General features: G+C 52.6%; 22 protein-coding genes. 16 read left to right on the top strand and 6 right to left on the bottom strand.

From position 1 onward, the window contains the following. Positions 1-120: 120 nt before the first annotated feature. The 3 genes from AC6I7T_RS26400 (at position 121) to AC6I7T_RS26390 (ending at position 3,160) form a co-directional block, all read left to right on the top strand. A complete protein-coding gene (locus AC6I7T_RS26400) occupies positions 121-762 on the top strand; it encodes an IS630 family transposase (RefSeq protein WP_497788089.1) in 642 nt (213 codons plus the stop codon). 680 nt (positions 763-1,442) lie between these two features. After that, positions 1,443-1,823 carry a BlaI/MecI/CopY family transcriptional regulator gene (locus AC6I7T_RS26395; RefSeq protein WP_497790787.1) on the top strand — a complete coding sequence of 127 codons (381 nt, stop codon included), beginning with the start codon at positions 1,443-1,445 and terminating at the stop codon, positions 1,821-1,823. Then, entirely contained in the window at positions 1,820-3,160 is a 1,341-nt protein-coding gene (locus tag AC6I7T_RS26390) for a M56 family metallopeptidase (RefSeq protein ID WP_497790786.1), read from the top strand. The genes AC6I7T_RS26395 and AC6I7T_RS26390 overlap by 4 nt, the downstream gene beginning before the upstream one ends. Positions 3,161-3,323: 163 nt before the next feature. Here AC6I7T_RS26390 and AC6I7T_RS26385 read toward each other — a convergent pair whose 3' ends face one another. Both AC6I7T_RS26385 and AC6I7T_RS26380 read right to left on the bottom strand, forming a co-directional pair. Next, positions 3,324-4,742: an SPOR domain-containing protein gene (locus AC6I7T_RS26385; RefSeq protein WP_497790785.1), complete on the bottom strand. Its 1,419-nt coding sequence runs from the start codon at positions 4,740-4,742 to the stop codon at positions 3,324-3,326. 606 nt (positions 4,743-5,348) lie between these two features. Continuing rightward, a complete protein-coding gene (locus AC6I7T_RS26380) occupies positions 5,349-5,756 on the bottom strand; it encodes an ArsR/SmtB family transcription factor (protein ID WP_497790784.1) in 408 nt (135 codons plus the stop codon). Between the two features lie 79 nt (positions 5,757-5,835). Here AC6I7T_RS26380 and arsM point away from each other — a divergent pair, with 79 nt between their 5' ends. From arsM to AC6I7T_RS26365, 3 genes are all read left to right on the top strand, one after another. Beyond that, on the top strand, positions 5,836-6,744 hold the full coding sequence (gene arsM, locus AC6I7T_RS26375) for an arsenite methyltransferase (RefSeq protein WP_497790783.1): 909 nt from the start codon (positions 5,836-5,838) through the stop codon (positions 6,742-6,744). 69 nt (positions 6,745-6,813) lie between these two features. After that, positions 6,814-7,548 (top strand): GNAT family N-acetyltransferase, encoded by a 735-nt coding sequence (locus tag AC6I7T_RS26370; protein ID WP_497790782.1) that lies wholly within the window; start codon positions 6,814-6,816, stop codon positions 7,546-7,548. 30 nt (positions 7,549-7,578) lie between these two features. After that, positions 7,579-8,007, top strand: a complete 429-nt coding sequence (locus tag AC6I7T_RS26365) for an arsenate-mycothiol transferase ArsC (protein ID WP_497790781.1) — start codon at positions 7,579-7,581, stop codon at positions 8,005-8,007. 640 nt (positions 8,008-8,647) lie between these two features. Here the strand turns inward: AC6I7T_RS26365 and AC6I7T_RS26360 are convergent. Together AC6I7T_RS26360 and AC6I7T_RS26355 are read right to left on the bottom strand one after the other, a co-directional pair. Further along, entirely contained in the window at positions 8,648-9,829 is a 1,182-nt protein-coding gene (locus AC6I7T_RS26360) for an IS481 family transposase (RefSeq protein WP_497790780.1), read from the bottom strand. 838 nt (positions 9,830-10,667) lie between these two features. Continuing rightward, positions 10,668-11,420 carry a glucose 1-dehydrogenase gene (locus tag AC6I7T_RS26355; protein WP_497790779.1) on the bottom strand — a complete coding sequence of 251 codons (753 nt, stop codon included), beginning with the start codon at positions 11,418-11,420 and terminating at the stop codon, positions 10,668-10,670. A gap of 88 nt (positions 11,421-11,508) precedes the next feature. Between AC6I7T_RS26355 and AC6I7T_RS26350 the strand changes: the two genes are divergently transcribed. After that, a complete protein-coding gene (locus AC6I7T_RS26350) occupies positions 11,509-11,928 on the top strand; it encodes a helix-turn-helix domain-containing protein (protein ID WP_497790778.1) in 420 nt (139 codons plus the stop codon). Positions 11,929-12,057: 129 nt separating this feature from the next. Continuing rightward, on the top strand, positions 12,058-13,152 hold the full coding sequence (locus tag AC6I7T_RS26345) for an ATP-dependent DNA ligase (protein WP_497790777.1): 1,095 nt from the start codon (positions 12,058-12,060) through the stop codon (positions 13,150-13,152). Positions 13,153-13,327: 175 nt separating this feature from the next. On the opposite strand, the gene AC6I7T_RS26340 is transcribed toward AC6I7T_RS26345, so the two are convergent. Together AC6I7T_RS26340 and AC6I7T_RS26335 are read right to left on the bottom strand one after the other, a co-directional pair. Continuing rightward, complete coding sequence (locus AC6I7T_RS26340) at positions 13,328-14,533, bottom strand: cupin domain-containing protein (RefSeq protein WP_497790776.1); 1,206 nt, start codon at positions 14,531-14,533, stop codon at positions 13,328-13,330. Next, positions 14,533-15,483 (bottom strand): RNA polymerase sigma factor, encoded by a 951-nt coding sequence (locus tag AC6I7T_RS26335; RefSeq protein WP_497790774.1) that lies wholly within the window; start codon positions 15,481-15,483, stop codon positions 14,533-14,535. Before AC6I7T_RS26335 ends, AC6I7T_RS26340 begins: the two co-directional genes overlap by 1 nt. 112 nt (positions 15,484-15,595) lie before the next feature. Here AC6I7T_RS26335 and AC6I7T_RS26330 point away from each other — a divergent pair, with 112 nt between their 5' ends. The 8 genes from AC6I7T_RS26330 to sufU all read left to right on the top strand — a co-directional run bounded on the left by AC6I7T_RS26330 (position 15,596) and on the right by sufU (position 25,780). Beyond that, on the top strand, positions 15,596-16,798 hold the full coding sequence (locus tag AC6I7T_RS26330; protein WP_497790773.1) for an ARPP-1 family domain-containing protein: 1,203 nt from the start codon (positions 15,596-15,598) through the stop codon (positions 16,796-16,798). A gap of 554 nt (positions 16,799-17,352) precedes the next feature. Beyond that, positions 17,353-19,068 (top strand): CRTAC1 family protein, encoded by a 1,716-nt coding sequence (locus AC6I7T_RS26325; protein ID WP_497790772.1) that lies wholly within the window; start codon positions 17,353-17,355, stop codon positions 19,066-19,068. A gap of 171 nt (positions 19,069-19,239) precedes the next feature. Beyond that, on the top strand, positions 19,240-19,989 hold the full coding sequence (locus tag AC6I7T_RS26320; RefSeq protein ID WP_497790770.1) for an SDR family NAD(P)-dependent oxidoreductase: 750 nt from the start codon (positions 19,240-19,242) through the stop codon (positions 19,987-19,989). A 386-nt stretch (positions 19,990-20,375) separates the two neighbouring features. Further along, on the top strand, positions 20,376-21,833 hold the full coding sequence (gene sufB / locus AC6I7T_RS26315) for a Fe-S cluster assembly protein SufB (protein ID WP_497790769.1): 1,458 nt from the start codon (positions 20,376-20,378) through the stop codon (positions 21,831-21,833). A gap of 26 nt (positions 21,834-21,859) precedes the next feature. Beyond that, complete coding sequence (gene sufC / locus AC6I7T_RS26310; RefSeq protein ID WP_497790768.1) at positions 21,860-22,633, top strand: Fe-S cluster assembly ATPase SufC; 774 nt, start codon at positions 21,860-21,862, stop codon at positions 22,631-22,633. Positions 22,634-22,647: 14 nt separating this feature from the next. Then, positions 22,648-24,039, top strand: coding sequence for a Fe-S cluster assembly protein SufD (gene sufD / locus AC6I7T_RS26305; protein ID WP_497790767.1), 1,392 nt, complete (start codon positions 22,648-22,650; stop codon positions 24,037-24,039). Next, the gene (locus AC6I7T_RS26300) at positions 24,036-25,325 is read left to right on the top strand and encodes a SufS family cysteine desulfurase (RefSeq protein ID WP_497790766.1); all 1,290 of its coding nucleotides are present in this window, start codon (positions 24,036-24,038) and stop codon (positions 25,323-25,325) included. The genes sufD and AC6I7T_RS26300 overlap by 4 nt, the downstream gene beginning before the upstream one ends. Then, the gene (gene sufU, locus AC6I7T_RS26295) at positions 25,325-25,780 is read left to right on the top strand and encodes a Fe-S cluster assembly sulfur transfer protein SufU (RefSeq protein ID WP_497790765.1); all 456 of its coding nucleotides are present in this window, start codon (positions 25,325-25,327) and stop codon (positions 25,778-25,780) included. The genes AC6I7T_RS26300 and sufU overlap by 1 nt, the downstream gene beginning before the upstream one ends. The last annotated feature ends 26 nt before the right edge of the window (positions 25,781-25,806 follow it).

Genomic DNA, 25,806 nt, shown 5'->3' with positions numbered 1-25,806 from the left:
CGGAGCCAAAGAGCAAAAGCAGGTAATAGCGTGGGTGGAAGCGGAGCCGGATTTAACGTTGGCTGAAGTGCAAGCAAAGTTGCACAATGAAGCAAGCGTGGAACTGAGCTTGGGGCGGATTTGGTTTCTACTTCGGAAACTGGGTTTACGGCTGAAAAAAAGTCGCTCTATGCCAGTGAACGCGATACCGAAGCGAACCGCCAGCGACGCCAAGAATTTGTCGCCAAGATCCAGGCGACAAGTCTGGAACGGCTGATCTTCCTTGACGAGAGTGGTGTGACAACTTCGATGACGAGGCGTTATGCCCGTTGCCTCGGAGGCACTCGTATACACGAATCTACTCCTGGAGGACAATGGAAAATCATGACCATCCTGGGAGCAATGAGTTTTCGTGGCATGGTAGCAACGATGACCATCGAAGCCGCTACCGATGCGGAGATATTCCTAGCCTATGTCGAACACATACTCTGTCCGGCACTGACAGCTGGCGATGTGGTGGTAATGGACAACTTGAGTTCCCATAAGGTCAACGGCGTACGGAGGCTGATCGAGGCCGCTGGAGCAGAATTGCTATACCTGCCGCCTTACTCGCCCGATCTGAATCCGATCGAAAAGGCTTGGGCTAAGCTCAAACAACTGCTTCGGGCTGCCAAAGCTAGAACCAGAGAATCCCTTGAGCAAGCTATAGCCGACGCTCTCAAGCTTATTTCCCCTGATAATGCTCAGGCTTGGTTCCGTCTCTGTATAAATGGTCTACACTAATTCGAAAAATGCTCTAGATCCTGCTATTAACTCTTGAGCAAGCAGTGTTGTGGCTCAAGATGGAGTTATGGGCAGATTGTCAGATACCTAAGAATGAACGGCAGAAATAAATAGGCCCAAAGGGCCGACACCAAACATCAGCCCAGTCTGTCAGGACTGGGTCGACAGACAACAACATATCCGAGCGCCAGCGGCGCGGCACCTGATCTCAAACTATCGAGTGAGTATCGCGCCTCCAGCGCTCGGAAATCGCTGCATATCTCCTACCCAGCCCTGACGGGCTAGGCTAACGTTTGGGTTATAGGCCTTCCAGGCCGATAACTGGGATTTCTACATTCAGAGGAAGAAGAAGTAAGAGAGATGAGCTGTCTCGTGGTTCAGCTTGTTTTGTACCGCCGGCGTCCTCGCCGGCTGTCGTGGAGGGTCTCCAGGCCCTCCACCAGGGATGAGGGGAATAGAACGACACCTCCCTTTTCCCATGCTGCATCGCCTATGTGGGCGAGGACCCCCACACGACAGCCGGCCTGGAGTCCGGCGGTACTCCATCCTCGGCAATCTTTTCGATGAGCCATGGACTACGTGTTAAGGCCCCCGATTTCCCTGCCATCACCTCCTAAAAAGTTAGTTGACAACTGCCGCAAGAGCGGCATATGCTCCTAACAATTTAGGAGGTAGCGCCAATGCCAGCGCGAGAAAAGGCGCCCTTAACGAAGCTGGAGCTGCAAATCATGCAGGTCATCTGGAAGCGAGGCTTGAGCACGGTAGTCGACGTACAGGCCGCCCTCGATCAGGACTTGGCCTATACGACTGTGCAAACGATGCTGAACATCCTCTGTCGCAAAGGCAAACTGAAGCGGAAGCTATCGGGACGCGCATACGAATACGGCGCGGCTGTAAGTGAAACCAAGGCTACCGGTTATGCGGTACTAGATCTCGTGAATCGAATGTTCAATGGATCAAGTGAAGAGCTGGTCATGAGCCTCATCAAGAACAAACAGATTGATGCCAAACGAATCCTTGAGCTGAGCAAACAACTTGAAGAAGAAGGGGGCGAAGCATGAAAGCTCTCGAAGCATGGACATTGGAATACCTGTTGAACTCACTCTGGCAGGCTCCGCTGATCTTCTTTGCCGCATGGATAGCTGCGAAACTGGCAGACAAAGCAGGGTCCAAAGTTGTACATCGTGTCTGGGTTACAACGTTGCTGGCCGAAGTAATTCTTCCCGCTTGCCAGACTCACCCCGGAGCAACTTGGAAAGCCCTGTGGTCCCTATTGCTTCCGCGTAGCACTGGAACGGGAGGCCAAGTCAGGGTCATCGTAGGCCCAATCATCACCCATGAAACGAATATCTTTCGCTTTCCGCCTTATATCGTGACGCTGTTTCTGATTGCTTATTCTGCTGTTTTGCTTTATTTCATCACCCGATTGGTGTGGGGATTTGTAAAGACGCGCGCAATCAGGAATCAGGCAGAACCTGTGATCCTGGAAGGAGAACCGGCGCAGAGATGGGCTTACCTAAGCCAGGGTTTGCCGAACACCACACACATTGCAGTTTCTCCAACGGCTCCCGGACCTATTACTGTCGGAGTAAGATCTCCAATCCTGATACTTCCCTTTCGATTTCTGGAAGGGATAGGCACGGGAGAGCTGGATGCCCTGTTGGCACACGAATTTGCGCATATCCGCCGTCGGGATTTTGCCAAGAATCTGCTTTATAACCTTGTATCTCTCCCGGTGACTTATCACCCGTTTGTTTGGATGACTCGCGCTCGCATAGCCGAAACCCGGGAGCTTGTATGCGATGCAATGGCAGCGGAAGCTGTCTCCGGACGCGAATGTTATGCACGATCTTTACTACGATTGGCGACGATGATGTCCGATCAACAACCAATCACAGCTCTCAACGCCATTGGAATCTTCGATGCCAACAATTTTGAAAGGAGAATTATGAGCCTGACCAGAAAGCGAGTAGAACTAGCAGGAGCCCGGCGCTTAGTAGTCCTGGCAGCCTGCGCACTCATTGTCTTAGCAGCCTGTGCTTCGGCAATAGCACTGCGTATGGATGTCAACACACCTCAAGACCAGCAATCAGCCTCTCATGCAATAAAAGTCGACTACAACAAGTTAAAGCTTCTGCACCATGAGACGCCTGTATATCCGGCAGAAGCTAAAGCTAATCATGACACGATCGACGGGATGGTGCTCCTCGTAGTAACCATCGGGAAGGATGGCACACCGGTTGGTATTCACGTAGGGAAAAGCCTGCGCAATGATTACGACATAGCCGCTCTAAACGCGGTCAAGAATTGGCGCTGGCAGCCTTACCTGCTGAACGGCAATCCCGTGGAAGTTAATACGGAAGTTAAAGTCCTCTTTTCGATGGGTACCGATAAATAACGAGCTTTCATCCACTGTTGGGATACGGTGGAAGGGAACTTCGTAAATACAACCGGGCAGTATGAAAACGGATGCCTCATCTTCACAAGAGAAGTGAAGATGAGGCATCCGAGCGTTCCTCTAATATCAATTCACCTTTTGCTCAAAGATGAATCATCCGGTATTACCGGCCCGCCGAAGTGTAATTCTGAGCATACGTGTCACGCGGCATGCCAAGCTGCCGAGCCTTACTAGCTAAAGCGTAAGCTTCATCCCGGCTCATCGCGCCACCAATCGTCACCAGATAAGGAGTATGTCCTGTGGGAGAAAATACCTGGGGATGTAACTCAGGATGTTTCGTGGCGATGGTTTCAGACTTCTTCTTGGCGTTCTCCTCCATGTTGTAGGTGTAAGCCACCACACGCCAGTCGCCCGTACCCGAAGGTGCCGCAGTAGCCGGTGCGGGAGCAGATTCCGGAGCAGGCTGAGCCGCGGGCTGCCTCGAGGAGGAGCCATGGGGTGTTCCCGCTGAAGGCTTAGGAGCACTACTGTCGCCCGAGGGCGCAGGGTTGGAAGAAACCTGAGAAGAGTTGTTCTGATCCGGCGATCCGCCATGCATCTGGTGCCAGCCAAACCACAAGACGAAGATCACCGCCAGTCCAATCAAAATTAGCATCCCGGTTCCGGGACGCCCAGCCCCAAACCGAGGAATTGGCATGGGCCTCTGATCGTCGCCTTCGTCTTCAACTGGACGGCGAATCTGCCGCGATTGAGGTATCGATTTCGACTGTTGTTTCACCACAACCGGGCCCGAAGGACGCTTGGCGGAAACGGCAGGCGCTGGAGCAGCCGCAGAACGCGACGGCGCCGGAACGGCCACGGGCGCAGGTGAAGGAGCCGGCGCTGGAGGCTCAACCGGACGATCGACAGCCTTCAACGCAGCGGTAAGCTCCATCTCTCCCCATACACCACTGATACCGTGTCGAATAATCTCGTCGAACGGAGCGGGCAAAGGAAGGTTGCGAGCAGCAGTCTCCAGTGTCTTTTGCTGAGTCAACGCCTGTAGCAGCAGCACGGAGAGATCCTGGAAATCGTGGCGTTTCAAAGTAGCGCCATCCTGCTCCTGGGGAATCGTCCGAATGCAATCGCTACGCAACTTTACAACTTCGCCGACAGCAAAAACGTTGGCAGCTTCAACATGTTCATGGATAAATCCATGCGAATGCAGTGCGGATAAAGCCGACAGGCCGCTTTCGAACAGCTGCTTTGCATCGGGCAAGGTCAACCGCTGCTGGTGAAGAACCTCGCTGAGATTAGCATCTACCGGTTCCATTACCGCGTAAACGACGGGCGTATCGTCCAGAACAATCTGGCCATACTGTTCCAGCTTCAGCAAATTGGGATGGTTTAGCCCTTCCACCTCACGCCAGCGGGCAAGAATCTCTTCTTCGTCGTAATGAGACTCGATGAGTCGTATTACAGTAGGGACGCCTTTGCTATTGACAGTAGAAAAGAAGGCACTGCGCCCCTCTGGCTGCAAAAGTTTTTTCAGCGGGAAGCTTCCTGCAATCGTTCTTCCCTCGTACTCCGACCATAACTCCATAATCTAGTTTCCAGTCCTGGGTAATCATTCAAGCCAGAATGCCGCTGAGGCGAGTCAAACAGAGGAAACGTTGAGAGACACCAAATTCGGTAGCCACGCGTCTCTTCCTACCACTGTCCATTATCATCCATTGCGGCAATCGTCTCAATGCCATGCGATTAACCGCGTAGATACTGCGCATCAGGGGGTTTATCCCCGGATTGCCCAAAGTGTTTCAGAATTCTTTCGGTTCGAAATATTGGTGATCCGGCTAGCTCAGATGAGGAGGCACTCTGGCTGGGATGCCCTCGGAAGGGCCACTATCCGGGACAAGGTATATGGATGGTCATACCAGGATGATTACGAGAGTTTCCCCAGAAATGCTGGCCATGGGTATACAGCATCACGTACGTATGAGCAAATGGAAAGCTCGGAACAATGTCAAGAGTACCGCCGGACTCCAGGCCGGCTGTCGTGTGGGCGTCCTCGCCCACACATGGAGAATAGCGTTGGAACAGGAAGCTTGATGGTAATATGCGTCTTCCCAGGTGGAGGGCCTGGAGACCCTCCACGACAGCCGGCCTGGAGTCCGGCGGTACAAAGGGGGCAGGCAAACAGCCTTCGAAGCTAATCGCAGCAGGAGGGTTCAAGCTGGACAGGCGTCGGAGCACTTTCAAGCGTCGGCGTCTTTTTCGGAGCACAGCAAGCCTTCTCCAACCGATTTCGATCGACCTGCATGGCCTTTTCTTCCTTTAAGGTAGCCAAGGTCTGCTGAAGAATCTGAGCGGCACCCGGATGAGGAGGCATGACGATGCGATAGTGCATCCACTTCCCCTCCCGCCGCGCCTCCACTATTCCGGCCCGACGCAGGTACGCAAGATGGCGCGAGATCTTGGGCTGAGGACTGCCGAGAATCTCTACGAAATAGCACACACAGATCTCCCGGTCCCCCATCAGATTCAGCAATCGAAGCCTGGTCTTATCGCCAAGAGCCTGAAAGAACTGCTCCAGATCAAATCCCGATTTTCCGCCCATGCATATATATTCGCATTGACGAATGTGTCAGTCAAGCATATAGTCGCCTTAACGAATATGTTCTGGAAAGGAAAGCGCCATGACAGAGCAGTTACTGGACACGGTAAAAGCGAAATACGGAGCAGTAGCGGAGAGTACGTTATCGAATGACAATGCAGGAGTAAGAGCCGTTGCAGAGGCCTTTGGCTACACAACCGAGGAGTTGACCTCTATTCCCGCCGAGGCAAACATGGGACTCTCCTGCGGAAATCCAACCGCAACTGCCCACCTCAAACCGGGAGAGGTCGTCGTAGATCTTGGTTCAGGCGGTGGACTGGACGTCTTTCTCGCCTCGCAAAAAGTCGGAGCCGAGGGCCGCGCTATCGGCATCGATATGACTCCGGAGATGGTCGAGCGGGCGAAGACTAACGCCAAGACAGGCGGATATACCAACGTCGAATTTCATCTATCGACAATCGACAAGATCCCGCTGCCCGAAAACTCGGTCGATTGCATCATTAGCAACTGTGTACTGAATCTTGCGCCGGATAAGCCAGCAGTATTCCGCGAAATCTTCCGGGTGCTCAAACCCGGCGGTAGACTTGCCGTCAGCGATATCGCTCTTAAGGCGGATCTGCCGGAAGAGGTTTCCTCCAGCATTGCAGCTTATGTTGGCTGTGTTGCGGGAGCTATTCATATCGAAGATTACCGCACGGAGTTGATAAAGGCCGGATTCCAGTACGTAGAGATCGTTGATAGCGGCAAGGATCTGAATGCCTATTCCAAGGTAAAAAATCAGTCGAGTTGCTGCTCTCCGGCCATGGATAGTTCTTCGCAATTCCCTATCGCCTCGAATTCGTGCTGCAGCTCTGCACCAGCTGACCCCAATAAAGCATTGGAAGACTTATTGTCGCGCTACGACGTGAACAAGTACGCTGCGAGCGTGAAGGTTTACGCGCTCAAACCAGGCGCAGAAAAATCCTGTTGCAACTCTTCTTGCTGTAAATAGAGGTCAAGTCTCATCGCCCCGAGAGACGGAGGTCACGCCAACAAAGCGAAGTACTTCAATGGAGGCACGATGAATATACGAGAAAGAAAGACGGAAGATCTGGAGTCTGTCCGGGCATTGCTGGCAACTGTGGAACTCCCTTCAAAAGGACTCGAACGTACCAAGGGCTGGGTTGCTGAAGAAGGCGGGACGATTCTCGGCCACATCGCCATAGAAGAAGGCTCGGGAGCCGTGGTGCTGCGCTCTCTTGTGGTCACCTCGTCCGCGCAGGGCCGTGGAGTAGCAAGACTCCTTATGGAACAAGCGGAGAAGGAAGCAAGCCAGCAGCCTGTATTCCTGAGAACCAAAACGATTGGAGCTTGGGCCGAACGGCGCGGCTATGTACGGATCGCGACAGATCAGGTGCCGGAAGGCATCCGCTCGACAACGGAGTTCGAAGGCTCCCTCTGTTCCGGATATCCGATATACGTCCGATCGGCTTCCTCTTCCGCGACAACCAATACGGACCTAAGACTCATGACACCGCCGGTCATCGAGCTTGCAGCCATCAGTGCTGCGATGGCTGCCAATTGTGAGCCCTGCTTCAAATTTCACTTTGATAAAGCCCGGAAACTCGGCGTTTCCAAAGAAGACATTCGAACTGCGGTCAATGTAGGGCTCTCTGTAAAATCGGCACCGCACCGCAAGGTCATCGAAACAGCAGAACGTTTCCTGACCGCCACAGAAGCAATTACGGATGTACCGGATTCATGCTGTTCCTCTGATAATACGAATAACGCAACCAGCCGTTGCGGATGTAAGTAGACGAAGCAACCTTCGAGATTGAGGATTTATATGCGTACTTTTATCTTTGCCTGCATTCACAATGCCGGCCGTTCGCAGATGTCTGCGGCATTTTTCAATCAGCTTGCAGATCCAAACTATGCGCGCGCAATCTCGGCAGGCACACAACCGGGAAATGCCGTGCATCCGGTCGTCGTCGATGCGATGCAGGAGTTAGGCATCGATCTCTCACAGGCAAAGCCACAAAAGCTCACAGCAGAGCTAGCCTCCGGAGCTGAAATGCTAATCACGATGGGATGCGGAGAAGAGTGTCCTTATGTACCGGGACTGGAACGCCAGGATTGGCCCCTTCCCGATCCAAATGGACAGGGCATAGAAAACGTCAGAAGCACACGAGATGAAATTGCAAAACGTATCCGCCTGTTACTTCAGGAAAAGCAAATTCCTCTGGCTCCGATTATTTATGAATCTTCGAAATAGAAAATAAATCTTGCGGTCTTGGTAACCGGACTTTCTACATTTAGAGGAAGAAAAAATAAGAGAAGTCAGATCGGCAATACCCGTGGTTCAGCTTGTTTTATGGCTGTGTGTCAGGGATGGCCTTCAGGCCATCCGCAGCCAATTCTTATAAGAGTAGATAGACATTTTCGGTAACAAATGTAGCGCGAGGCATGGCTGCGCGAGCACTTGTTACCGAGAATGTTCCACTCCCCACAAAAAAAGAGAGCTTTCGGCAAGCCTGAAGACCAGCCCTACGCTAATAAGAAATATCGAAATCGGTCGTCTGCTCCGATGCAGAACTAACAGCTAACAAGAGCTAATTCGTCTTTGAGATTCTGGCTATCTTCAGGATTTCCTACAATTACCAGCTCGAACAATGTAGAGCCTCCTGTGCGAACGGGGACATAGGTAACACATTGAACCGGGCAGATTGGTAACACATTCAAGTCCGGACTTTGATGATTATTGTTTCCGAGAAGATAATAGCAGCCGCCGTCGGAGCTGTGGGAATTGGGGGAATCTCGCCCGCATTTGGCGAGATTTCCAAGAGGCAGAGGAAGAGTGAAAAAGCTGTTTTTTGCTTTTCCACTCTTCCTCTGTCTCGTCATTTCCATAGCTCTTAGTTTTTCGCCAGCGTACGTCGTGTGCGGGGCAGAGCGTGTACACGCAAGTCGTAGCTGTCAAAGCGACCGATCGGAAGTGTGCCAAAGTGGACAAGCCAATAACGATCGTCAATCGGTTCCAGACCTACGTCCTCGCCGGCTAACGAGTAAGTCAGATAGACAGGCTGATGTTTCCAGGAAAAATCACCTTGCCTCTTCACTCGGCGTACTTGCCAGCTACTGTCGTACTCCGGTTCAGGCAGGCGGCGTGGATATTCTCGCTCCGAAACCCGATAACAGGAAGATGGAGTCTTTTGCCCGAGTGCTTCATGCGGGCGTTCTTCGTTGTACTCTTGTCGAAAACGATCAAAGGCGCGTTGCTGCGCTCTGCGATTGGCTGCCGGTGGGCGGGCTGTTTCCGCTTTCAAGGTGCGATGCATGCGTTCATGTCTACCGTTGTCCTGGGGATGTCCCGGGCGACTTCGCTCTGGCATAATTCCCAGCTTGATCAAATACACGGAGAGCTGAGTAAGGCCCGCCAGTCCACAACTGCCGAAGGGCGCTCCATTGTCGGTGTGCAGAACCCTCGGTAATCCGTATTCCCGGAATGCTGCCTCAAAAATAGCTCGCACATACTTGGTGTTGGTCCGCTCCACCGTTTGACAACGCAACAGATACCGACTGCAAGCATCGGTTAGGGTCAGCGGATCAATCCGATCTCCATCGCCGGTACGGAACCATCCCTTGAAGTCAGCACACCAAACCCGGTTTGGTTGAATGGCTTCCTGAATCGGTTGCGTGTATGGGGGAGCGTGCCGCCGCCGCCGTTGCTGGATCGTCAGTCCTTCTCGCTTTAATAGCTCCCCTATGGTGCTCAGTGCAGGCCACGGCAGCTCCGGTTGCCTTTGCTCCAGGTAACCACGCAGCTTTTTAGGTCCCCAGCGTGGATGCTGTCCACGCAAGACCAGCAGCTTTTCTTCTATTTCCTCTGGGGTTTGCTTCGGGTGCCACCGTGGTGCACGAGGACGGTCCTGCAGCCCCTCCACTCCTTGCTCGGCATAGCGTTGTACCCAGATATAGCCAGTCTTGCGCGCTATTCCATACTCCCCACACAGCTCCGCCATCGTGTGAAAACCGCGCTCGTAATCCACTACAAATCGGATCCTTTCGTCCAAAACATCGCTCACTTTCCAGGGCATTCTTGCTTTTTACATGCTCTCGATGTCCGAACGAAAAGTGTTACCTATGTCCCCGGTTTAAAGTGTTACCGATCTGCCCGGTCCGTACCCTCCAGACTTTCTCCCGTAGGGAGAAATCGAAAATAGCCCAGGACGGAGCGAAGCGTAAGCAAGCGGAATCCTGGGTAACGTCGCATAAGAAAGATACCCGTCCCGGAGGGCCGGGGCGAAGACCAGCTTCGCAGCTATGAAACGAGTACCGAGTAACGCACACCTATTGGTCTTCGCTATTTCATTGTGTCTTGTCGACACAAACCGTCTTAAGACCATCTGACGGAATTTCAAAACAGACAATGGGCTTACTGGGGACTACGATCACCATTCACGAGGGACGGAGCTTCGTCCCGGCCCTCCGGGACGGGCCTTCTTTTCCTATCGACCAACCCAGGATTCCGCTTCGCTTCATCCTGGGCTATTCTCGTACGCTCCCTAACGGGAGAGAAAACAAACAGATAGAACGCGAGACTCCACCCTCTATCCGTAACTTATCGAGATGCAAACGTGATTGCCGCAACCTTCACCCTTTGCCATCCTTCGAACAAAGCGCCATGGTCAATCATCGAAATCCGGGCTCCCGTTTCATCTATCGCGGGTCGGCTGCTCCGGCGCAGGCTTGACACACAGCAAAAGCCAGTTCGCCTTTAAGATTCTGATTGTGTTCAAGATTTTTTCACTTACAAGCTCGGTAAATGAAGAAACTCCGAACTACAGAGATATCGGGTGCCCGCCTTCACGAGCGAAGCTAGTTAAGGTGGTGCACCCGCAATGGAAACTACGACGATTATCTTTCCAGGACTTCCTAGACCTGTACCATTCCGCCATCGACAAAGAGTTCAACACCAGCCACATAGCTGGAATCATCCGACGACAGGAATACAACGACTTTGGCGATCTCATCCGGCTCGCCGACACGTCCCAATGGAACTTGAGCAGCCATATCCGCCTTGAATTTCTTGGCTTCTTCTTCCGTCTTGACCAGGCCTGTGATTGCCGGGGTGTCGATAGGTCCCGGACTGACTACGTTCACTCGAATCTGGCGATCCTTCAACTCACTTGTCCACGTCCGTGCAAAAGAACGCACAGCGGCTTTGGTAGCGTTGTAAACACCAAACGCCGGCATGCCTTTAATCGAAACGATCGAAGCATTCAAAACGATGGTTCCTCCATTCGGGATAAGAGGCAGGGCCTTCTGAACTGTAAAGAAGACACCCTTCACATTCGTATTAAAGGTTTTATCGAAATGCTCTTCGGTAGCTTGTTCGAGCGTCGCAAACTCGCCTCCACCGGCATTTGCAAAGAGAACGTCGATGCGCCCATACTGCTTCTTAATCTCCGCGTAGAGCTTATCGAGATCGGCAAGGTTTCCAGCATCAGCCTGGATGCCACTGGCGCTAGACCCAATCTCTTTGACCGCTGCGTCCAGCACTTCTTTCCGTCGACCGGTTATGATTACTTTCGCGCCTTCCGTTACAAAACGTTTCGCTGTAGCTAATCCGATTCCGGTTGTTCCGCCGGTAACCAGCGCAATCTTTCCTTCGAGCTTCTTCGACATGGGGAGTTCCTCTTTCGGGATTTCGTTCAATTGTTCTGAATTTATGAACTATGGAACTATTTGTCAAGTCCGGTTATGATGAAACATTATGCGTCCACTCTTTCATCCATCGATTGAAGACGTTACCGTCGAAGCCATTTTGCACGCACTCAGCGATCCGGTGCGAGTGGCTATCTTTGTCGAGATCGTCGGATCGGATTGTCCGCGCAATTGCTCGAACTTTCTTCAGGTGCGAGAGAGGGATATTCCAAAATCGACCCTGTCGCAACACTTCAACGCGCTTCGCGAGGCAGGCCTGATCCACAGCGAGCGTCGCGGGGTTGAGATGCACAACATTTCGCGTTGTGCCGAAGTCGATAAGCGCTTCCCCGGTCTGCTCGCTGCAATTGTCAACGGGTACCGGACTCAACAGCAGGCCAAGCAGCAAACAACCAAGAGAAAGAAAGCCGAAGCTTCCCCATCGCCACGCGACAAAGCGAAAAGAAGCAGAACAAAGGTCCCGTCATAGCTGGACAACCCGAATGAGTCCAGTGCTGGCTACGAATCAAGGTCTCCGGACAGTAGAATCCGCCTCTTCCTGCATCCGAGTTTAGGGGGCTGCCCCCATGGACGAAATATCTCACTCGGAAGTATTCCCGTGGACCTTCCTGTTAATCCGCCCCTTCTGCCAATGCTCGCTAAACGAGTCAGCGAAATTCCCGTAGGAGAAACCTGGATCTACGAGCCGAAATGGGATGGCTTTCGCGCCCTCATCTTTCGCGATGAAGATGAGGTACTCATTCAAAGCCGGGACAAAAAATCGCTGAACCGCTACTTCCCCGAACTGATCGAGTCGCTTCGGGTTCAGCTACCGGAACGCTGTGTCCTTGATGGCGAGGTTGTAATCGCGAAGAACGGCTCACTGGATTTCGACGCACTACAGTTGCGCATTCATCCTGCCGCGTCCCGCATCAGGCTTCTGGCGCAGCAGACCCCAGCCTCGATCGTCTTCTTTGATCTTCTCTGCGAAGGAGACAAAGATCTACGCGAAGAGTCTTTCCTTGCTCGTCGTACCCGGTTAGAGACGATCTTTGCGACAGCAAAACCTCCTCTCCATATTACGCCTGCAACCGATCGAACCGACATCGCCAAGGACTGGTTCCGTCGCTTTGAAGGCGCAGGATTTGATGGAGTGATAGCAAAATCGTCGACAGGAATCTATGAACCCGACAAACGAGTAATGTTTAAGATCAAACATGAACGCGACTGCGATTGCGTTGTTGCCGGTTTCCGCTGGTACCGCAAAGAAGAGCGACCGGCCATCGGCTCCCTTCTGCTTGGGCTTTACGATGATTCGGGAATGCTGCAGCATGTCGGTGTTTGTGCCAGCTTTCCGCTAAAGAAGCGTCTAGAGCTGGTCGAGTATCTTGAACCCTATCGCAAGAATGCTCTCGAGAATCATCCCTGGAAGAATTGGAAAGAGCTCGATGACGAAGACAGCGGCGCAGATCAGCGGATGCCGGGAGGCCAAAGCCGCTGGAGTCAAGGAAAAGATCTCTCCTGGGAACCACTGCGCACAGAACTCGTGGTCGAAGTTGCTTACGAACACATGCAGAGTGGCCGCTTCCGGCACATGTCCCAGTTCCGCAGATGGCGCCTGGACAAGAATCCGCAAGACTGCACCTACGCACAACTTGAAGTCATACCGCCCCAGGAACTGATGGAGATCTTCCCCCTGCGCCGCGCTTCATGATGTACCGCCGGACTCCAGGCCCTCCACCTGGGAAGCCGGATATCAATGCGAAGTTTCCTGCTCAAATGCTGCATCGCCTGTGTGGGCGAGGACGCCCACACGACAGCCGGTCCTCCACCCCAGCACGCGAAAACCGCGCATGCCGGGGACCCCGGCCTGGAGACCGGCGGTACATTTATTTCTTTTCGCTGCGTTGCCAGGTCTTTCCAAAGTCCAGGCTTTGCCAGGTTTCGCCCTTTTCGTTTCTCAGTGCAAAGACAGGAACCATCAATGTCGGGCGCGGAATATTCGAAAGTACTTGTTGCGTAGATCTTGATGTTGATGTTGATGGATCAAGAGTAACCAACGTATTGGAAAGGTTCTGATCTTGAGGAAGAGCCTTTTCTCCTAAGATCTGAAGCTCGTGAGCTTGACCGGCCCATTGATTCGGGACTATCTGCCAACTGTCGCCGCCATTGTTACTCATAAACAGATTTCCGGATTTACCAAGAGCCAAGGCAACATTCTTCCGCGACACGACCGAGGTAGCCTCCTGCATCTCAGGCAGAGGTCTTTCGGTGCAATTATCTCCCAGACAGCGAAGCACCTTGCCATTCTGAACACGAAAAACAGCCTTTGACATTGCCAGAGAGACCGAACGGGCAAGAGCTGGCTTCCCATTCACACTCACGACACTGCTGGGAGAAAAGGAGGCAGCACTCCCTGCCATCACAGGAGACGGTGCTGCGGCAAACCTCTTCCGGACCTCAGGACTCACCTCATCCAGAGATCTATCCGCCACAAGTCCTCCTGCAACAGAAACTGCAGAGGGAGCAGCAGCGACAGGCACCTCTGGAGTGGCATTTTCCAATAATCCGGATAGAGCGGCCTTCCTCTCCGGCATCGGCTGCGGCAGAGCAGGTAAAGCAGCCTTCGTTTCCGGAGACAACACTTTATGAACCGAAGCAGAAGCTACCGGTTTGGGTTTTGCACCCTCCGCCTCCGCAACTACTTTGTCCTGCTGCAGGGCAGGAGCCGGTGCAGGTGCAACTTTAGGGGACGGAGTTACGGCAGCTACTTGAGGAGCTGTCACGTCAGGATGCTTGGCGCCTATGCGCAATACCGAAACGCTTACGGCAAACAGCGCAACAAGCCCTGCACAATATCCCCAGATGAGTGGTCTTTTCCAGATGCGTGATACATTAGCCACCTGTTGTTCGGCAGTCTGCACGGAAACGGGCGGAGTGGACTCCTGCATAAGGAAGACCACCTCCCGACAACGGGGACACGCGGCCAGGTGCTCCAATACGGTCTGTCTCTCCTGTACCGTCACAGCCTGTTCGGCAAAAGCGACAAGGAGGTTCTCATCGGGATGAGAGGCGATTCTCTTCTCGGCATCCATCAATGTTTCTCCTCCACTACGGTCCCTATCTCTTGGAACGATGTTTGTCGTGCAGCTTGCAAAAACTTTCGTACATCCACGTCCAGATCGCGAACATCCGTGCCAAGAGCCTCTTCGGCTTCTCTGCGGCTAAAGCCGTCCGCTTGCAACTGCTTCAGTAAGCGCTTCTTTAAATCTTTGGCGACGTGACCAAGCTTACGGCTGATCGTCGACTCATGAACTCCGAGCAGTCGCGCAATCTCGGCCATATTTCTCTGATCTAAATAATAAGCCTGCAAGAGAAAGCTTTCTTCGGCCTTCATCGTCTGAAGTACCCGACCAATGCTTTCCCCTATCTTTTTTAACGGGATGCCATCGAGAGCATCGATTGCTTCCGCAGTATGGAGAGCCGCAACCAACTCGGTTTCATGCTCCTCCAGACTGACCGTGCGCCTTGTCCTGCGGTAGTCGTCGATAAAACGCTGAGCCAGCACGCTACGGAGCCATCCGGCGAGAGAACCCCTGCCCGTATAGGAACTGAGCTTCGACTTCCTGACTCCGTCGACAGCTGCAGTTCCAAAGAGTTCGGCATAGAGCGAGTCGGCAAGCTCCCGCCCTGCTGCGTCCTGCTTAGTGATCGCGTAAGCAGCGGTATACAGCAACTCACGGTAGTTCGAAAGAAACAGCTCCCAGGCCTTCTCGTTTCCCCAAGCGCAAGCCCTCGCCAACACCAGATCGTCATGCTTCAAAAGAAGAAGAAAGGTGATCTGTTCTTTCGCCGTTGCAGTCTGCTGTTCCTGTACGCCCCCCGTCACACCCCAACGATGGGCACTACCTATTTCAAGCAGAATTTCTCTGAATTGCTCATGAGAGAGGCCAAACCGTGCGGCTGGGCTCGTCTCCCATAGACTCCGAATCGTCTTCTCCACCTCAGGAGATACGGCGCTTCGTTCTGTTTCAGAGGTCTCCACAACAATCGTCCTAAATCAGAAAAAATTCCTGCAAGAAATATACAGTGCTCCGTTCTAAGGTCAGCAAGCGCTTTGGAGAAATTTCTCCAACGGCGCCGAAAGGAGCAGCATCGTGCACGATCGAGGCTTAAAGCAGATTACTCTTTCTATTTTTGGCGCATTGGTGATTCTTCTCGCAGTACTTATAAATTCTGCCTTTCTTCCCGCTGGAGAGATAGACACCGACAAAGCAAATTCGTTTCGAGTCCTTTCTCCAATTGAAAGCGGAGATCTCACAATCTTCCCTGTCGTGCGTAGCGCCAATAGTAAAGGAACCGGTTGGTCATACATCACGCTCGATGAAGGACTAAACAGCGGGCAGGTTGTCGTCACCGAAGCTGGACGTGTACAAGGACTAGTCAGAAATCGTCATCCGGAGATATGGCCTGGACCGCGGCAAGGAGATGAAGTCAATCGTCTCGTGCTGATTAACAACTCGTCGAAGCCGCTGATCCTGCTTGCGGGTGAGATTGTCACAGGCGGTAAACAAGACCGGGTGATTTCGAAAGACCGTATTGTTCCGCCGAAGAGTGAACCTATCGATCTCTCCGTCTTCTGCATTGAGCCGGGAAGATGGGTGGCTACTTCGCAGCAATTTGGAGCGGCGGGCAAGCCCGGAACCAGCTTCATGGTTCAGCCAGCGGTGAGGCAAAAGGCCATGGTTGCGCAAGATCAGCAACAGGTTTGGGCAGCCGTTGGAGGGGCGATTGATCGCATGTCTGCTGCATCCGCGCCTATGAACTCTTCACCTGCGGCAAAGTCCACTTCCTATGCGAAGGCTATGCAACAAGAAGAGGTTGGACAAAAGGTGGATGAGGCAGGCCAGAAACTATTAGCTTCACGCGAACAGATTTTGGCGAAGCTCCGCCAGGAGCACGCGGTTGGTGTAGTAGCGGCCGTGCATGGAGAGATCATTTGGGCGGACATCTTTGCAGATTCAGAGATGCTGGACAAGTACTGGACAAAACTCATTCGTTCGTATGCCGCCGAAGTATTAACCTCTACAGACTTTGTAAACACTCCAGCTACTGCTTCGGATGCACAACGATTCCTGAATATGGCTACAGCCGGGCATGAAACCAGTGATGGCGAGTCCGGGGTGTACCGCTACAGCGAAATCCATACCGGCAACATCACGACCTTTATTCTCCATGCACTGCTGCCCGGCACTGGTTTCGATGTTCACATCAGCAAGGCAAAAGGAGAACTCACTCCCAGGATCAGACGGACTCCGTTCCTAATACACCCACCATATCCAATCCAACCTATACGCTGAGGACCATACGATTTAGGTTATAGCCGACTCTAATATTCGCCTTGAGCAAGAAGCAGAAATCGGGGTGTGTTTCTGCCGAAGGACACACCCCTTTTCCCCACATTGCATTTTTGACCGATTGCCCGGAATAGCTGCCAACATATCAGCGTAGTAATTTTGCACGAATTACTGTTGCTTTCTCATCTGCCAAGCTGGAACTTGTATTGCGCAAATAACCTTGACAATCGATTGCCGCATCGGTAAAAAGGTCTGGCTTCAGAATCTGTTCCTCATGAATACGCCTTCAGTCCGGCTGCACTGCCTCAGACTTTCCTGCATCATCCAGTAAAAGGAAGCTCGAAGGCTAGTACGAGAGCATTCAGAGTGAGGTCGCACTTTCACTGGCTGATGGTTATGTTCGAAATGGGGAGAGCGAGAAAGCCGCTACTACGATGAGGATGCGACTCCCGTTCCATAATCGGGGCCCGCGCGCGAAATTCTTTCCATACTTCGCATTCCTGATTGTTGCTCTCGCGCAGTTCGCACCCGACTGCTTTGCTCAGATGGGAACATCTATGCCGCTTTCCCAAGCTGAAAAGGAGAAAGCAGCGGAAGAGAATAAGCTCACCTCCCCGCTTGAGAATTATCCTCGCCTCGTAGATATAACCGCAAGCACTGGAATCCATTTCGAACACCAGTCAGCACCCGAAGCACGATACATCGCCGAATCGATGAGCGGCGGTGTCGCCTTGCTTGACTACGATAACGATGGATGGCTGGATATTTACTTCACCAACGCTCCAAGCGTCGAAATGGCCCTTCAAGGCAAGAAAGCACGCAGCGCACTCTTTCATAACAACCACAACGGCAGCTTTACCGATGTTACCGATAAGGCAGGTGTCGGCTATCCTTGCTGGGCCATGGGCGCTTCGGTTGGAGACTATAACAACGATGGTCTGCAAGACCTCTTGGTAACATGCCTTAAGGGAGTTGTGCTGTACCGCAATAACGGTAACGGTACGTTCTCTGAGACAACACGCGAGGCAGGTCTCGGCAACGATAATCGATGGACGAGTGGAGCCAGCTTTGGAGACTATGACGGTGACGGATGGCCCGATCTCTTTGTTGCCGCCTATGTTCAATTCGATCTGGAGCATTTACCCTCCTTCGGTTCCGGAAAGTCCTGCAAATATCTTGGCCAGGATGTGCAGTGCGGCCCTCGCGGCATGAAGGGATCACCTTACAGGCTCTACCATAACAATCGCAACGGCACATTCACCGATGTAACAGCACAGGCAGGTGTAGATAACACGGAGCATCGCTTTGGTCTGACGGCCGTCTGGTCGGATTTCAATAACGATGGCAAGCTCGATCTGATCGTAGCAAACGATGGTGGCTCTAACTATCTCTACCAAGGAGATGGGTCGGGAAAATTCGAAGATGTCGCTCTTCTCTCCGGCGTAGCAACAAATGAAGATGGCCTGGAACAAGCAAATATGGGTGTTGCTATTGGTGACTATCTGCACACGGGGCGGATGAGCATTGCCATTTCTCATTTTGACAGCGAATATGCCGTTCTCGATCGTAATGATGGCAACATGGGATTTACAGACGTCTCCATTGCCTCGGGCATCGCACGTGGCACACAAGGATACGTGGGATGGGGAAACGCCTTCGTCGATTTCTCTAACTCCGGATGGCCCGATTTTCTGGTGGTCAATGGCCATGTCTACCCGCAGGTAGATAATGCGCACACAGCTGCGCGCTTTCTTCAGCCCAAGCTCCTTTTTCTTAATCAGCGAAATGGAAACTTCCTAAATGTGAGCCGTCGTATAGGTGAGGCAGTGCAAGTTCCGCAGGTAAGCCGTGGTCTTGCTATGGGAGACCTCTTCAACGATGGACATCTGGTTGCCGTAGTCGAAAATCTGGTCGGCGGTCCAATGATCCTGCGTACGGAAGTCGGTCCTAAAAATCATTGGATTGAATTCCAACTCGAAGGCACTCGCGGCAATCGCCTGGCACTGAACGCGCGTATTCGGTTGACTACAGGCGACACCATTCAGTTGGGAGAAGTGCTCAGCGGAGGCAGCTACTTATCGCAAAACGACCTGCGAATCCATTTCGGCATTGGAAACAAGGATCGCATCGACCGTGCCGAAGTCCTTTGGCAGGATGGAAGCAAAGAAGAGTTGACTAACCTTGCAGTAGATCACATCAATTACGTGCGCCAGGGAAGCGGAATTCAATCAACGCGCACTTCTCCAGCTGGAACTGAAGCGAAGAAGAATTAGCACTTCGCCCCAGCGGTGCTAACTTACCGCCACTTTGAGCACGCTCGAAGTATTTTCCACAGAAGAATTTGTGCATCCGCACCTTTGTCCTTCACATCTTTACGCTGTCTCAATATTTCGATGTTTATCAAAATATTGGAGCACAGTCGAAGAACAATCGAGGTGAGGATCATGGGAAAACTTGAGAATAAAGTTGCCGTTGTTACAGGAGCATCAAAAGGTATTGGTGCAGAAATTGCTAAGCAGCTAGCCGCCGAAGGAGCGGCTGTTGTCGTCAACTACGCCTCCAGCAAAGAGGATGCAGACCGCGTCGTAAGTGCAATCACAGCCAAAGGCGGAAAGGCAATTGCTGTAAAAGCCAACCTGGCAAATGCCGCCGAAGTAGAGCCTCTGTTTGCAGAAGCGAAAAAGGCCTTCGGAAAAATTGACATCCTCATCAACAATGCAGGCATTTATGAATTCTCTCCGCTGGAAGGTATTACCGAGGAACACTATCACAAGCACTTCGACCTGAATGTCCTGGGTCTGATTCTCGCCTCAAAGGCAGCGGCAAAGTACTTTGATGGTGAGGGAGGAAGCATCGTCAATATCAGCTCGCTAGCGAGTACTTCAGCGTTTCCCACTGCCTCCGTCTACAGCGCTACCAAAGGGGCAGTCGACACTATCACCCATACGCTCGCTGCGGAACTCGGCCCTCGCAAGATCCGCGTCAACGCAATCAATCCCGGCATGGTGGTAACGGAAGGTGTTCGTGCCGCAGGTTTCCACGAAGGAGAAATCCGCCAACAAGTCGAATCCCGGACTCCTCTCGGCCGCATCGGAACACCCGAGGATATTGCACCGGCAGCAGTCTTCTTCGCATCCAATGATTCGGCTTGGATTACAGGAGAAACGCTGGTCATTGCAGGAGGACTTCGTTAGGCATTTCCCGAACAGCTGTAGACCGAAGCATGGAAGTTGGTGCGGCTTTCCGCTAAAGACCCGGGGCCCTAGCAAACCTGCCTTTGGTTTGCTGGGGTGGAAAGAAAGCCGCTCTTCACCTTACTTCGAAAGTTCACAGTATTTCGGGAATGCCTTAATCCATCTCTAATTGGTTCATGTATGAAGGAATTCGCCGAACGAGGTAAATTCCTTCATCCCTCTCATGGGTAAAGACTTACCGACTCCGTAAATACAAGCACTTGAATCGCTGGTCTTTCAGCTGTAGACTGGAGTAGTCAATATACGACTAAATTAGTCGTATATTGACGAAATGACCGAAGAATCAGCAGATTCTGCAATTCAGATCATTTGGTCGGGAGATCTTCATGAGTTCAGATGTCCAAGCAATTCGCGACCTGGCGGAGCAGGATTACCAGTGGGGCTTTATCACTGAGGTGGAAGAGGAACGAATTCCTAAGGGCCTGAACGAAGACATCGTTCGCCTGATCTCGGAAAAGAAGCAAGAACCTGAATTCATGTTGGAATGGAGGCTCAAAGCCTATCGTCATTGGGCTTCTCTAGAGAAGGCCCAGGCTGAGCCGAAGTGGGCGAAGATCCATTACAACCCTATCGACTATCAGAACATTACCTATTACTCCGCGCCAAAGCAGCGGCCTAAGCTGGAGAGCCTTGACGAACTCGATCCGGAGATTCTACGGACGTACGAGAAGCTCGGTATTCCACTTGCCGAGCAGAAGCTTCTGGCCGGAGTTGCCGTCGACGCGGTCTTCGATAGCGTCTCGGTAGCAACGACCTTTAAAGGGAAGCTTGCGGAGATGGGCATCCTCTTTTGTTCCTTCTCCGAAGCCGTTCAAAAGTATCCCGAACTGGTGCGGAAATATCTGGGTTCGGTAGTTCCTCACACAGACAATTTCTTCGCGGCTCTGAATGCAGCTGTTTTCACGGACGGTTCCTTTGTCTACGTGCCGAAGGGCGTGCGCTGTCCGCTGGAGCTTTCGACCTACTTCCGCATCAACGCCGCCGAAACGGGTCAATTTGAGCGCACATTGATTGTGGCCGATGAAGGCTCCTATGTCAGCTATCTGGAGGGCTGCACGGCTCCGATTCGCGACGAGAATCAACTGCATGCCGCGGTTGTCGAGCTTGTGGCTCTCGATAATGCGCAGATCAAATATTCGACCGTTCAGAATTGGTATCCCGGCGATAAGGAAGGCCGGGGCGGCATCTACAACTTTGTCACCAAGCGTGGCAAATGCGCGGGAGTTAATTCAAAGATCTCCTGGACGCAGGTGGAAACAGGATCGGCTATCACCTGGAAGTATCCAAGCTGCATTCTGCAAGGTGACAATTCTGTCGGGGAGTTCTACTCGGTCGCGCTGACCAATAACTATCAGCAGGCCGATACCGGCACGAAGATGATCCACATCGGCAAGAACACCCGCAGCACCATCGTTTCGAAGGGTATCTCTGCCGGTCATGGCCAGAACACGTATCGCGGCATGGTCAAGATCCAGAGGGGCGCCACCGGTGCCCGGAATTATACGCAGTGCGATTCCCTGCTGATCGGCGACAAGTGCGGCGCGCATACCTTTCCTTACATCGAAGTAAAAAATTCCACGGCACGCATGGAGCATGAAGCTTCAACGTCAAAGATTGGCGAGGATCAGCTCTTCTATCTGCAACAACGTGGACTCAAGCTGGAAGACGCCGTCTCGATGATCGTGAATGGCTTTTGCAAGCAGGTATTCCGCGAACTGCCGATGGAGTTCGCTGTCGAAGCGCAGAAATTATTGGGCGTAAGCCTGGAAGGCAGCGTCGGTTAACGACGGCGCAAGGAGATTGGTAACAGATGAGCTTGCTTGAAATCAAAAATCTACACGTTGAGATTGATGGGCACGAGATCCTGAAAGGTATCGACCTGACGGTGAATGCAGGCGAAGTACATTCCATCATGGGCCCAAACGGCTCGGGAAAGAGCACGCTTGCCCAGGTTCTGTCTCGACGCGACGCTTACCACGTAACTAATGGTTCGATCCTCTTCAACGGCAAAGATCTGCTGGAGATGAAGCCTGAAGAGGCAGCCTGCGAAGGCGTTTTCCTGGCTTTTCAATATCCGGTTGAGATTCCCGGGATCGGTAATACCTACTTCCTACGCTCGGCCATGAATGCAATTCGTAAATATCGCGGTCTGGAGGAGATGGATGCTATGGATTTCCTTCCGCTCTTCCGCGAGAAGCTGAAGCTGCTGGAGATGGACGAAAAGCTCATAAACCGTTCGGTTAACGAAGGCTTTTCCGGAGGAGAGAAGAAGCGGAATGAAATTCTGCAGATGGCACTGCTCGATCCGAAGCTAGCCATTCTCGACGAAACCGACTCCGGTCTGGATATCGACGCGTTGCGCATCGTCGCTAACGGCGTCAGCTCCATGCGTTCGCCCGAACGGGCCATGCTGGTCGTTACACATTACCAGCGCTTGTTGAATTACATCGTCCCCGACTTTGTTCATGTTCTGGTCGATGGCAAGATTGTCCGCTCCGGTGGCCCGGAACTGGCGCTTGAATTGGAAGAGAAGGGTTACGGATGGACAGAGCACGAGCCGCAGGAAGCTCGCGTTTCTGCCTGAGGGGAGATTAGGACGTGACAACAGCACTTGCCCAGATTGAAGGCTATCTGGATAGCTTCACGAAATTCGAACAGCAGGCCGCCGCCTATACTCCATCATGGCTCAAGAGGTTGCGTGCCGATGCTTTTGCTCGTTTCTGTGCAGTTGGATTTCCTACAACTCACGACGAAGATTGGCGCTTTACCAATCTCTCAAAATTGGTACGGACTCCCTTCCGACTGGCTGGCAGTACCGGTACCCTGCCCCCCTCGGTGAACATCGAGGAACTGCGTGTTCCCGGAGTGGCAGCGCAACTGGTCTTCATCAATGGCCGCTTTGCAAAAGATCTCTCGACCATTGGTGAGCTACCGAAAGGTGTTACCGTCGCGGGTCTAAAGGAAGAGATAGAACAGCATCCGGAGACGGTTGGAACCCGTTTCGGCCGCTTTCTCGACATCTATCGCGATCCCTTCTGCGCGCTCAACACCGCGTTCGCAGAAGATGGCGCCTACGTCTACATCGGGCGTGGCACAGTGCTGCAGGGACCGATTCATCTGCTCTTCCTCTCTGTTCCGGAAGATGAACCCACAATGACGAATCCTCGCAACCTGATTGTTGTCGAAAAGGAAGCTCAGGTATCGATTCTTGAGGACTACGCATCGCTTGGCGTCGAAACGCCTATCTTTTCAAATGCCGCTACCGAGCTGATCGTCGATGAGAATGCAACCGTCTCGCACGTACTCATCGAGCGAGAACACCTTCAAACCACAAACATCTCGACTCTGCGCATGCAGATCGGCCGGAGCGCGAACGTAGCCTCTCATTCCCTGCTTCTCGGCGGAGGTCTGGTTCGTAATAACGTGCATCCGGTTCTTGCCGGAGAGGGAGCCGAGTGTCTGATCAATGGCCTCTTTATCGGAGACCGGCAGCAGCATCTCGACAACTACATGTATGTGGAACATGCCAGTCCGCACTGCAGTAGTCGTCAGTTTTATAACGGTATCCTTGACTCGCAATCGCACGGAGTCTTTCACGGACGCATCGTTGTACATAAGGATGCACAGAAGACCGATGCCAAACAGACAAACCGAAATCTACTGCTCTCCGACGAGGCACAGATCGACACCAAGCCGCAGCTCGAAATCTATGCCGACGACGTAAAGTGCACACATGGCGCGACCATCGGACAGATTGAAGAGAATGCTTTGTTTTATCTGCAATCGCGCGGCATCGATGAAATCTCGGCGCGGAACCTTCTGCTCATGGCCTTTGCAGGCGAATGCCTGGAGCGCATCTCCGATACAGCGGCTAGGGAATATCTGGAGCACCTCGTCCAGAACTATCTTTCTTCCCTGGCATCAAAACACACAGCTCCAAAGAAGAATCAAATGCAAGATCAAGGACGCAGGTGGGAGGAAACAGAATGAGTGCTACTTCCGTCAAGTTGCCACCCTCGCAGGATGAAGTCTTGCATCGCACAGTTTCTCCCTCCCTCCGCTTCGATTTGGAGAAGGTACGTCGCGACTTCCCGATTCTCCAGGAGAGAGTCAATGGTCACCGGCTCGTCTATCTGGACAACGCCGCGACCGCGCAAAAACCACGCACCGTTATCGACCGACTCGTCCAGTACTATGAACACGAGAATGCCAATATCCATCGTGGCGTTCACTATCTTTCGGCCAAAGCGACGGAAGACTATGAGGCGGCACGCAAGAAAGTTCAGAAGTTCCTCAATGCCAAGGAACTGAGAGAGATTGTTTTCGTTCGCGGTACCACCGAGGCTATCAACCTTGTTGCTCAGACCTACGGACGCGTGCACGTTGGCGCGCAGGACGAGGTGCTGATCACCGCCATGGAACACCACTCCAATATCGTTCCCTGGCAGATTCTTTGTGAAGAAAAGGGAGCCAGGCTGCAGGTTGCGCCTATCAACGAACGTGGAGAGCTGATCCTCGAAGAATTCGAAAAGTTATTGGGACCGAAGACGAAGCTTGTCTGTGTGACCCACGTCTCGAATGCGCTGGGAACCACCAATCCGGTGAAGCAGCTTGTTGCTCTCGCTCACTCACGAAACATTCCGATACTCGTCGATGGAGCACAGGCAGCTCCACATCTGCCGGTCGATGTACAGGATCTGGATTGTGACTTCTACACCTTCTCAGGACATAAGGCCTATGGTCCTACAGGTATCGGAGCCCTCTACGGGAAGGCACACCTATTGGAAGAGATGCCTCCGTACCAGGGCGGAGGAGACATGATCAGCTCTGTCACCTTCGAAAAGACTATCTACAACAAACTTCCACATAAGTTCGAGGCCGGTACACCGGACATTAGCGGAGTCATCGCTCTGGGCGCTGCTCTCGATTATCTCAACAGCTTAGGAATGGATCGGATCGCAGCTCATGAGCATGACCTCCTCACCTATGCAACCGATATAGTTTCCGATATTCCGGGAATCAGGCTTATTGGCACAGCGAGTGAAAAGATGGGGGTTTTATCCTTTGTCATCGAAGACATCCATCCGCATGACATTGGAACCATCCTCGATCAGGAAGGTATTGCAATTCGTACCGGACATCACTGCGCACAACCCGTGATGGAATACTTCGGAGTTCCCGCAACGGCGAGGGCCTCCTTCGGGCTCTACAACACAAAGGAAGAGATCGATTTGCTGGTTCGCGGAATTGAGAGAGTAAAGGAGGTCCTGAGCTAATGGCTGATCTGCGGGATCTCTATCAGGAAGTCATCCTGGAACATAGCAAGGCGCCGCGAAATTATCATCCGCTGCCGGAGGCCAATCATCATGCAGAGGGTTACAATCCGCTCTGCGGCGACCGCTTCTCGATTGATGTGCAAATGGACGGAAACTCGATCCGCGACATCGGCTTTCAGGGCGCGGGCTGCGCAATCTCCAAAGCTTCGGCATCCATGATGACCCAGAGTGTAAAGGGCAAAACCAAAGAAGAAGTCGAGGAGCTCTTTCAGCGATTTCATGAAATGGTCACTGCCGAGGCTAAGGGAGAAACTCCCGATCCAACCGAAATGGGTAAGCTCGCAGTCTTTTCCGGTGTTTGCGAGTTTCCCGCAAGAGTAAAATGCGCGACCTTGGCTTGGCATACATTGAAGGCCGCATTGGAAGAAAAGCAAGAAGCTATTTCGACGGAATAGATTGAGGGACGTCCTCAGACAGGATG

Source organism: Humiphilus diazotrophicus (assembly GCF_059726315.1).
This window is presented reverse-complemented; position numbering and strand designations above follow the sequence as displayed.

Excerpts from the sequence above, each read along its gene's own strand:
- AC6I7T_RS26385 (WP_497790785.1), bottom strand. The coding sequence starts at position 4,742 with ATGGAGTTATGGTCGGAGTACGAGGGAAGAACGATTGCAGGAAGCTTC.
- AC6I7T_RS26390 (WP_497790786.1), top strand. The coding sequence starts at position 1,820 with ATGAAAGCTCTCGAAGCATGGACATTGGAATACCTGTTGAACTCACTC.
- AC6I7T_RS26380 (WP_497790784.1), bottom strand. The coding sequence starts at position 5,756 with ATGGGCGGAAAATCGGGATTTGATCTGGAGCAGTTCTTTCAGGCTCTT.
- AC6I7T_RS26355 (WP_497790779.1), bottom strand. The coding sequence starts at position 11,420 with ATGTCGAAGAAGCTCGAAGGAAAGATTGCGCTGGTTACCGGCGGAACA.
- AC6I7T_RS26370 (WP_497790782.1), top strand. The coding sequence starts at position 6,814 with ATGAATATACGAGAAAGAAAGACGGAAGATCTGGAGTCTGTCCGGGCA.
- AC6I7T_RS26360 (WP_497790780.1), bottom strand. The coding sequence starts at position 9,829 with ATGCCCTGGAAAGTGAGCGATGTTTTGGACGAAAGGATCCGATTTGTA.
- AC6I7T_RS26320 (WP_497790770.1), top strand. The coding sequence starts at position 19,240 with ATGGGAAAACTTGAGAATAAAGTTGCCGTTGTTACAGGAGCATCAAAA.
- AC6I7T_RS26395 (WP_497790787.1), top strand. The coding sequence starts at position 1,443 with ATGCCAGCGCGAGAAAAGGCGCCCTTAACGAAGCTGGAGCTGCAAATC.
- sufU (WP_497790765.1), top strand. The coding sequence starts at position 25,325 with ATGGCTGATCTGCGGGATCTCTATCAGGAAGTCATCCTGGAACATAGC.
- AC6I7T_RS26350 (WP_497790778.1), top strand. The coding sequence starts at position 11,509 with ATGCGTCCACTCTTTCATCCATCGATTGAAGACGTTACCGTCGAAGCC.
- AC6I7T_RS26365 (WP_497790781.1), top strand. The coding sequence starts at position 7,579 with ATGCGTACTTTTATCTTTGCCTGCATTCACAATGCCGGCCGTTCGCAG.
- sufB (WP_497790769.1), top strand. The coding sequence starts at position 20,376 with ATGAGTTCAGATGTCCAAGCAATTCGCGACCTGGCGGAGCAGGATTAC.
- sufC (WP_497790768.1), top strand. The coding sequence starts at position 21,860 with ATGAGCTTGCTTGAAATCAAAAATCTACACGTTGAGATTGATGGGCAC.
- AC6I7T_RS26325 (WP_497790772.1), top strand. The coding sequence starts at position 17,353 with ATGCCGCTTTCCCAAGCTGAAAAGGAGAAAGCAGCGGAAGAGAATAAG.
- AC6I7T_RS26300 (WP_497790766.1), top strand. The coding sequence starts at position 24,036 with ATGAGTGCTACTTCCGTCAAGTTGCCACCCTCGCAGGATGAAGTCTTG.
- arsM (WP_497790783.1), top strand. The coding sequence starts at position 5,836 with ATGACAGAGCAGTTACTGGACACGGTAAAAGCGAAATACGGAGCAGTA.
- AC6I7T_RS26340 (WP_497790776.1), bottom strand. The coding sequence starts at position 14,533 with ATGGATGCCGAGAAGAGAATCGCCTCTCATCCCGATGAGAACCTCCTT.